A 957-nucleotide genomic window follows, 5' to 3' on the forward strand; every position below is an offset into this window, starting at 1 on the left:
GTGCAGGACCACGCCGGCCGTCAAGGCCCGGCCCGCTCTGCGCCGCCGCACCGAGACCGAACGGATGAGCTCATGAACGGATCTCCGTCCCCCGCCCCCGAGGACGTCGTCTGGGATCTGCCCGGTGACGTGCCGCACCGCCTGTCGCTGCTGGTGCTGCCGCACGCCGGTGGCAACGCGCACGCCTACAGCGAGTGGCGCGAGCACCTGCCGGCCGATGTGCGGCTGCTGATCGGCCAGTACCCGGGCCGCGGCGCCCGCTACTGCGAGGACCTGCCCGAGTCGGTCGACGACCTGGCCCTCCCGGTGGTCGGCGCGCTGCCCTCGGACACGGGCCCGCTGGTGGTGCTCGGGCACAGCATGGGTTCGCTGGTCGCCTTCGAGGTGGCCCGTGCGCTGCAGGCCGCCGGCCGCGCCCCGGCCGGCTTGGTCGCCTCGGCCTGCCGGGCGCCGGTGCTGCCCAACCAGTGCCCCGTGCACCCCGAGCGCCTCGACGACGACCGGCTCGTCGCCGCCATCAAGGAACGGGGCGGCACCGACGACGGCATCCTCGACGACCCGGAGCTCCGCGAGATCGTCCTGCCGTCCATCCGCGCGGACTTCGCCATCGACGACGCCTACCGGTGCACCGCCCCGGGTGTGCGGCTGGACTGCCCGGTCGCGGTGTTCGGCGGGGACGCCGATCCGATCGTCCCGGTGGAGATGCTCGGCGGCTGGTCCACGGTCGCCGGTCATCCGGTGACGCCGGAGGTGCTGCCCGGCGACCACTTCTACTTCCAGCAGGACCTGCCCGGCTTCTTCGCCCGCCTGAACCCGGCTCTCCAGGCCCTGCGCGACTCCACGGCCGCCCCTGCCTGACCGGCACCCGCCCGACCGGCGCGTTGTCCGGCCCGCCGGGCCGATCGACCCGAACGACCCGGTCCACGACCGGCCTTATCGCTCCTCCCTCCCGCCCTC

Annotated in this window: 1 protein-coding gene; it reads left to right on the forward strand. The window is 74.6% G+C overall.

The window, feature by feature from the left end; all coding sequences use genetic code 11:
- The first annotated feature begins 72 nt into the window (after positions 1–72).
- Positions 73–858 (forward strand): thioesterase II family protein, encoded by a 786-nt coding sequence (locus ACOV8S_RS30980; RefSeq protein WP_448321813.1) that lies wholly within the window; start codon positions 73–75, stop codon positions 856–858.
- The last annotated feature ends 99 nt before the right edge of the window (positions 859–957 follow it).

This window comes from Streptomyces sp. CO7 (assembly GCF_053474865.1).